The 8,818-nt window shown below is 50.0% G+C and carries 1 protein-coding gene (only partly in view); it reads right to left on the reverse strand.

Annotated elements, in window-relative coordinates; translation table 11 throughout:
• Positions 1-8,788: the 5' portion of a TcdA/TcdB catalytic glycosyltransferase domain-containing protein gene (locus ACOJUO_RS17490; protein WP_422137648.1), read on the reverse strand. Its footprint begins 19,766 nt before the window's first position; 8,788 of the gene's 28,554 nt are visible here — the first part of the coding sequence; the start codon lies at positions 8,786-8,788; its stop codon lies off the left edge, out of view.
• Between the last annotated feature and the right edge of the window lie 30 nt (positions 8,789-8,818).

The following is an 8,818-nucleotide window of genomic DNA, read 5'->3' on the forward strand; positions in this document are numbered from 1 at the left end:
AGGAAGAATAGCGATCTTCGTCGTAGGGCAGAGAAAAGTCCAGATAAGCCCGGTGTTCAGGGTTTTCCGGAAGCGGAACCCTGAAGCCGCTGTTGTCGTCGGGAAGTCGGCTGGACAACTCCGCGATCAGCAGCTTCTGCTGGCGATTGGGCTTGTCACCGTTTTCCAGCGTGGTGACTACGCTGGCCACCAGACGCGACAAGAGTTTTTGCATCAGGCTCTGGACTGCCCGGTGCCCGGTGTCGAAGTGATCAACTTCATTGGCCAGTGTGACCACATCAGCCAGCGGCAGTCGGGCTATTTTTTCATCGAGCCGCTGTTCTGGCAGGGAGGATGAGCGATGGGAATAGGCTGACTCAATGGTCTTGATCAGCGTTTGGGCATTACGCTTCTCCAGCGGACCTGAGGACTGGAGCATAAACAGGATATTGCGCAGATTGTCCGGAAAAATCCCGCCGTTAAACTCTGGCACGCTCACCAGAACATAAGTTTCGCCCGCAGGGTTGGCGACAACAGGCAGGTATTTGCCAGGTTTGTCGCCAGCAAAAGACTCTCTGTCAGGCAGAGGCACAGGATCCGTGAAACTGACCTTACCATCCGGTTGGTGCTTCAGCCTTTTTTTAACCTCACGCGAAAGGGTATTTTGAAACGACTTTCTTTGTTCATGCCTTTTCCAGGCGTTCAGTCTCGGTGCTTTTTGTTCCGCCCGTTTGTCGGCCAGAAAGTCACCCAATAACCTTCTCAGAGTCTTGACGTACTGCTGGGCCAATTCAGAAAAGTCATTTCGTAGCTTTTGGGCATTCAGGGCAAGCAGGTCATCTTTTCCCAATACCGAAACCAGTAGATCAGGACTAGAAACCCGGAACGGATCTATGTCGTGGCCACCGGGTGCAATAATGTCCTGTAAAGACCCAAGCAGCAGGCGGGTAAACAGTGTTGCCATGGCGTCAGATGGCGGGCTTGCGACTTGCCGGGCCAGCTGATATCCCGCCTGCTGGGTCTGGAAAAAGTTCTCCTGCGCAAAAGGATTACCATAGGCCAGCAAGCCAATACCCGAAAACGGGTCACCGATTGAGTCTGCACGAACAAAGGCGCTGAGGTGCAGCTTTCTTGGTGCCCCTGTCTGCACAAAAGGCAGTTCAGCGTCGACAGTCGGCAACGGCATCAACCGGTAAGGGGAAAAGTTATCACGGGTGACTTGTTGCAGCCGAAGGTTGTAATGGTCAACCAGGTCGGAGAGTTTCTGCCTGCCATTGTTTTGGTGATTGTTGTCGATAATCGTATCAAGCAGTAAGCGTCTGGCCTGATCGAAATGAGGGGCATTCTTGCCCAGATAGGCATAATTCCTGCCGAGGGGCAAAGCGGGTAAATTCCGGAGTTTTTTCACCAGCCCTTCTGCAACCGGGAGCTGGCGGGGCATTAACTGTCCCCGTTCGTCTTCTTCAAGCACCAGCTTGACGCGAGGGTCTGATTGTGACCACAGCACATTGCCATCGGCAGGGAGAATGCCGGTCCATTTGCGCCCGAGCATATCCACCGCCACCAGGGCATTACGGACAGTGATTCGTTTTGTCCTGATTTTACCAAACAGTTTCCTGGCGAACTTTTCCACAGGGTAGTGCTCCCCGCTGGCAGCAGCGCCACAACCCACCAAACTGACGGTGCTGACAAATTGCCCGCCAGTTATGCGCTTGAGCACCTCGGCCAATTGGCTAACCGTCTTCCCGCCCAGGAGAAACTCTCTGGAATCGGCCTTTTTGCGAAACAGGCCCAAGCCAGCCTTGTTACCCTCACTACCATGACCCACAACAATAATACGTGTGTCGTCTTTAATAAAACCGGCTCGCAATATCCTGAGCTCAATGTCACGGCCTGTCACTGGATTAATCAAGGTACCATCAGGCTCCAGTCGTATATGCCAGCTAAAATAGGGCTGGTATTTTTTCCTCAGGTAAACGCTGGCTTTGACTTCATTGTCGCTGTTACCCAGCTGGAGAATAATCTGGTTGCCATAATGGCTGTCTTGCTCATCGTTCAGGGCATAACGCACGGTTTTATCAACAGTGGTGACCCAGCTACTGGCCTGTTCATCAGTTTCCAAACTCACTAAATCAATCTTTGCCAATGGATTAATTTGCGTGAAATAGGATTTTTTTTCGTAATCAAGAAGATCCTCTCCTGAAAGATAAGCATTGAAATATTGCTTCATGACATCACGAAACACACTTGGCCCTGATAGCTGCAAGATCGAGCCGGATCCATACATTATTCCATCAGTCCGATATGAAATAAAAAAACCGGCGGCTACTCGATCGATTCCCAATTCATTGATAACGGCTGCCTTGACTTCAGCGAGATCGTAACTATAAAGTTTTGATGGATTGTCTATATCTAAACGTTCAATCAACTGTTGCCGCTTTATCATTTCTTGCTTAACCGCCTTGAGAATCTGGCTGTCTCGTGGCGCAATAATTAAACTATTTCTGGGCTGAACCATTTTTGAAAAAACCAAGGTTATTTCTGCTGAACCAGGAATAGCCCTGATGGATTCTGGAAAAACGAAAAGAGGCTCTTCTTTGTGATTGGCTATGACCTCTCTAACAGCCTGGGTAAAATCAGGGTATTTTTCCTTTAATTGATTATATTTCTCCTGTATTTCCGGATCAGGATTTCTTTTAGGGAAAAGTTGTTCCGGCCCTGGCTCACTTAAATACTCCATAATCAGATGATTAATTAAATTATTCAGTTGGCCTTCAATTAAAATATTTTCCGGAGGGTTAATATATTTAAACAAGCGTTGATTATAATGAGGTAGTGAGTCGACATCCAAATAGACACCTCCCTCACTCTTATCTTTAATAAGCAGATCCACTCGTATCAGATCCGATGCTGCTGCTAAAAGCCCTCTCAGCATAAGCTCTTTCTCGTACCACTTTTTTATGCTTGCGTCACTGCCTGCCTGCCAGAGCTGGTTGATATCGGCCAGTGTGAATCCCCCGGATCCGGGGTTGCCCCGAAGCCTGGTCAGTTCGTTGGCAAAATCCGTGAATTCCTTCAGGCTTTGCCTTTGTATTTGTGCTAATTCTGCTCGATCCATACCCAAGTGGTTGACTAAAAAAACCTTTGCCATGTCGTCGAAGGTTTTGCCCTGGGCAATGCCATTTTTTATAGTGCTGTAGGCCAAATCTTGTAGCTGAAAAATACGTGCCAAAAAATCATGTTTACTCCTTTCTTCTGCCAGGAATGTTGCGGGTATTTTCTCAGCGGCAACAGCGTTACGTATTTCCCGGGCAAGCACGGGTGCCAGAAGCGCTTGCGGGTCGTACCAGAGCGTTATTGGCCAGGAGGAAACCATCTTGGCCCAGACCTTGAGATGAGCTTTAACACCTTCGTTGAGACGACCAATCCAGATAAAGTTAAGCTTTTCAGGGACCTCCACCAAAGCATCCAGCAGGTACTGGTTTATTGTCGCGGCCAGGTGGGAGGTCACAGCGCCACCAGGAAGAATTCTGGGCAGTTTTTTCTGCATCCGATAGACAAGCATGTATTTTTCAAGAGCCGCTCCTTCCTGACGAAGTTGGTCAAATTGGGTAATTTTCTCCTCCAGCGCTGCTAAATCATTCGGCTCGAAAACACCCTGCAGATGCGGCTTCAGGTTGTGCTCGAACATTGCCGGGGTCGGCACCAGATCATCGGGATTAGCGGGCCCCAGCAACCCGCTGTGCTCTGACAAAACAGAGGGCAGCTGACGTATTCTGATGGCACCTTCAGCCAATGTTTCTTTTGCCGACAAGCGCTTGACGGTGATTTCACCGTTACTCATGCGAAGCGCTTTCAGCTTGTCAGAGCTGTCGGCCAGTGACCAGGTCACCAGACCCGAGTCAGAGAGCAGGCCAACCCACAGACGCCCCCAGATATCGACGATCAAAAGACCATCACGGGCAGTCACTGCTGAGGTTTTTGTTGCTTGCAGGGTTTCTTTCAGGCATTGGCTGACAAGCCCGTTGTCGTCAATGCCTGAGCCAATCAGGTTAATGGTTTTAACCGGGGTACCACCGGTCAGTTCATTGATTTTTTTTGAGAGTTCTGACGCGGTTTGACCGCTCAGGGTAAATTTCCCGTTCTCGGACTTACCAAGTCCAACTACATGAATTCGACTGTTACCGTCGAGAAATCTGCTAATATCGGCCTTGTTGACTCTTGCACCTGTCTCTCCATCTGACCAATCATCATTATCAATGACCAGCAAACGGATTGAGTTATAAGTTTTCTGGTGATTTTTATATTTGCGATACAGGTAACGGCTCGCCCTGCTAATCGGGTTATTATCAGCAGGTTCCATCTGGATAATCAGTTGTTGGCTGTATTGGCTTGTGCTCTGGGGATCCGTCTTAATATAGTTTGCGATCTCGTTTTCGTGGTACCAGAAAGCTTCTGTTTCGCTGGAAATGGTATAGCGTTCCCCGGAAAGCAATAGCAGAGAATCAAGCAAAGCTTTATCGCTTTCTGTCCAACCTACTGCACTATTGCTTTCTGTCAGCGCGTCATCGCCGTTAAGTAATGGGTAGCCTTCCGAAAATTCCCACACCCCCCCGAATCGATAATAAGCCAATTTCGGTTGACCCTTTTCTTTTTTGGTGAAAAACGTTTTTGTATCCTGGATAGATTTCCAAGCTGTTACGCTGGACAATTTATATTGGTCAATCGTCTGGTAATTTAATAAAAGGCGGTTTTCGACCTCCTTCATGGTCGGGTCGCCCTGTGATACTGAAAAAAAACGACTTTGTGCGTTTTTTAGTGACAGGTCGATCGTACCGGGAATGATTTTAACTTCTCCCAGAGGTTCAAACAGTTGCGAGGGATCAGAACTCGCCAAACGCTGCTCGAGGTCATTCTTTAACCGGGGGTATTTTTTACCGAACCAGGCGAGATCGTCTGCAACCTTCTGGGCAATGGCAGGGTCCTGGTCACCAGGAAGGAATTCTTTGCTGAACTGTTGGATGACAAGCTGTACCTGTACCCTCTTTACCCAGCTCCAATCTGTCATGCTGACGCCGGAGTAATCAATACCCTTGAAAAGATCCTTATTAATGAACGGCGAAAGGAACGTATCAGAATAAACACCACCGAGAGTGCCAAGCACCCTGCTTTTCACCAGTGCAGTGGCCGCTGGCTTATTACCACGCAACCCCAGCTCTCTTAAATAGTAACTTCTGGCCTTCTCACCGTCTTCCCCGTAAGCATCGGTCCAGACCGTTTTAATATCCTCGCGGGAAAACTTCGCGCCGGGATAAGAAGACTCTACCTTCTGTTTAAATAGCTGGTAGGCTTTCACCATTTGGTTTTTATGCTCATCAATATCCGATGATTTATGGTTGAGGTGGCGTACCAGAAAATTCTTCACTGCCAGATCAAATCCCCGTCCCTGTTTCATGTCTGACTCTATGAATTTCCAGGCCTGATCTTGCAGCTTCATGAATCCTTCCATTAAATCCGAGTCAAAATTAGACGGATCACTGGAACCGGATTGACTGGTTAATTGACTGATCACTGCTTTTTTGAGGGCATTGGTAAGCAGAGTAGTGAGCATTGCGTCCGGGTCGTACCAGAGGGTTATTTGTAAATCGGACTTTGAATTGGCTGCAATCCATAACCAGACCCGGTTTAGCTCCCCGGCTGTTGGGCTAATGCTGACAAAATGCAGCTTTTCAGGGACTGGCACCATGCTGGATTCAATCCAGCTCTGGATGTCTGTAGCCAGTTTCGCAAATGTTTCACCGGTTTCCAGCGGGTGGTTCTCGGTCAGCTCAATGAGTTGGTCGTAGACCCCTAATACCAAAGCGAAGGTAGATGGAGTCTGCTCATGGCGAGAGCCATCAAGCTTGACAAAAGCTTCTAGCAGGTCTTCAACACGTGCGTTCAAGTGGTCGTTTGCGGCGCGCTGATAGTCTAATAACGGTGCGAATTTTTCCAGGAACGCATCGGAATCAGGAATCAGTTTGTCAATTAATTTCAGGTCCTGAACTTCAGCAGAATCAGGATCGGTATCGGAACGGCGAACTCTGCGCTTTGCCACTGGTCTGGTCACTGCGTTATAGCGCCACAGGGGGAGAGGCGGTGAGTCGTCAAGCGCAGTTATTGTGCCAATGGCAGCCAGTTGCAGACGATAGGTACCCTTCCCGTCAGGCTCTGCTGTCAGTTGCAGATGACGCCCCAGAGACCCGTATCCGGTCACTGCCAGAGTTATGGATTTTTTACTGTCTGTCGCTGTCGTTTGATTAAACCTTACCTGTACGGGCAGGGTTTCTTTGATCATCACCTGACGGGGGTTTACTACCGGTAACGACAGTTCGTCCTGTCCGGGGTTGTCCTGCCGTGGCAAACCCAGTTCAGTACGAATCCGGTTTTTGGCCGCATTGGTATCTGCTTCTGGCGCCAGCCCGAGCGCCAGCTGCAATGCCTCTCCCAGCTGGTAAAAGAACGAAAGATGGCCTGCAAGCCACCCGGAACCATAGGGCAAATCCCCTTCATCCGGATCAAAAGGGATCAGCGTGAAGGTGCCGTTATTAACTGTCTGGTTAACCGGTACAAGATCATAAGCCGTGTCATTTTTCCTACCATGCTCGATTGGCAGGTAGGTCAGCGGGCCGGACTGACTGTCGGGGAATGCACCATTGCGACCGGGGATAATTAAACTGACATACTCTCCGGGGATCGTCCTGTTGCGCTCATCGGGGGGTATTTTCAGTAAACCTTGGTCGTGTATATCGCCAAGGGTGTCAGGTCTTATCGGGGTTGTTACGTTGCCCGACAGCATCCGTAACCCTTCGGTATTGTTCAACCGGTGTCTGAACAGGTCGCTGGCATCCACCAGTTGCCGCAGGTCACTGGCGAGGGTCTGATTACCGGAACTGGCCAGATAGTCCGGTGTCAGGTAAACCCCAATCCAGTCACCCAGAGCCTTGAGGGTAAGGAATCTGCCCCGAACGCTGCTGGTGGTATTGTTTAAGAGCGGCGCCTGCTCCGGCTCCAACAGGCCATCGTATTCACTTTGTTGTGCCTCATCATTTTTTTTCAGTCGCTGAAGGTTTGCCAAAACTGGGCTGTCGGGGTCTCTGGCAGTCAGCCAGTCCAGACTGCCATCAAGCGCCCTGCGGAAAAACCATTGTTCACTGCGCAACGGTTGTTCGTTGTAAACGGTTTCGATGGCAGTGAGCAAATCCGCCATTTCTCCGGCTGTGCGATTAGTCTCCAACGCCTGCCAGTCTTCCATAACGCTGGCAAGTGCTGGCGCCAGCCCGTCAGCCTGGTAAAGTTCCCGGACGGCATCAACAAAGTCTTCCGCTGTGCCACCCCGTTTCCTGAGATCATGGCGTTGGCCTGACACCAGTTGCCGGTAGAGATCACCGGACTCTTGTGGCCATTGCCGGGCCTGGTAACGTTCATCAAGCCCATAATGTGGTTTTAGTGCTTCCAGCCTGCTGCCAGTGATCCCCCACAGCTGTTCAATACCGGCCACAGCCAGGGCATTGTCGGTCAGGGTTTCTCTCCATGTTGGTATCAGCAGGGCCGACAGTCCGTGCCCAAGAGCTTCGTCAGAGTGCCGGGAAAGATCGGCGGCTCCCAGACGAATCAGTGGCCGACTGTCGTTTGTGAAGGTTGCGTCACTGTCAATAAATAATCGGTCGGACTCTGCCTTGATAAGAGGGACTTTGTTATCCGTGCCACCCGGATCACTGGCAATCTGAAGTCCGTGAAGAAAGGTCAGCAACTGCCGGTTAAAACCACCGTATAGAAACAGTCCTGCCAGTTTCTCAAGGTCAAAAACCAGTCGCTGGAGTGTTTGTGCCGGGTCTTTGTAACCGAGGGAACGGTAGTCTTGGGCATCAAGGGTGATGTCCACCAGCTCCAGCGGCGGAGCACCGTCGCCCTGGGGATATACCCTGACCGCTATTTCCGTTCCGTTAACCTGGGTGCGATAACCTTTGCCAAAGGCAGGACAGGCTATTGTCTCGTCGATGCGCAAAAGCGGCGCGACGGGCGTGAAAGTAGAATAACTGTCAGGCACGGGTCTGGTAACATTGCCTGATGAAGGGATCTCCTCGCTTTTGAGCCAGGCAAGTGTTTGACCAAGGTCGTTTTTAGAATGCCAGTGCCTGGCTTGCAATTCGGCACTCAGAGGGGTTGGCGGCTTCTCAAGGTTCTGTGGGGCATTGAACAGATCAGGAAGCAAGGACTCCAGCCAATAGAGTGAAACCGGTGATACTTTCTGATGCAACCACTTGGCGGCCAGGGTTTCAGAGATAAAGTCGAGCTGTGTTCGAGTGGCTGTAGAACCATATTGGCGCACCTGAAATTCTGACCAGAAGTTATTGGGGTCACAGGCCTCATAAACGACCATTGCCATATTCTTTAGCAAGGTGGCGACGAGCCGGTCAGATCCGATTGATTGTCCGATTAAAAATGTAACTCCATCGTCGTCATAATAGATATTCTGACCCGGCAAGTCAGAATCAGACAGGATAATACTGATATTCCGATGTATATAGTGGGGAAAAAAACCTGACTGCTCAATTAGCCAGAAGGCTCTGTCAATAGCTGTCCTAACAGTACTAATGTGCGCTGGCGTGGCAAAGGCCGATCCCGGGCTGGCCTGATCCGTTGACAGTCTGATGGTAAAAGTACCGGTATTAACCATGGCGAAGTAAAACCAGCCATCGCTGGTATTCAGCCACTGTCTTTTAGGAACAGGATTGCGAGGATTATTATCAGTCGGATTGGCAGGCATACGGGAACCTCTCCGTAACTAACAGGTTGT

It is taken from the genome of Endozoicomonas sp. ALC020 (assembly GCF_049275935.1).
GTDB lineage: Bacteria > Pseudomonadota > Gammaproteobacteria > Pseudomonadales > Endozoicomonadaceae > Endozoicomonas_A.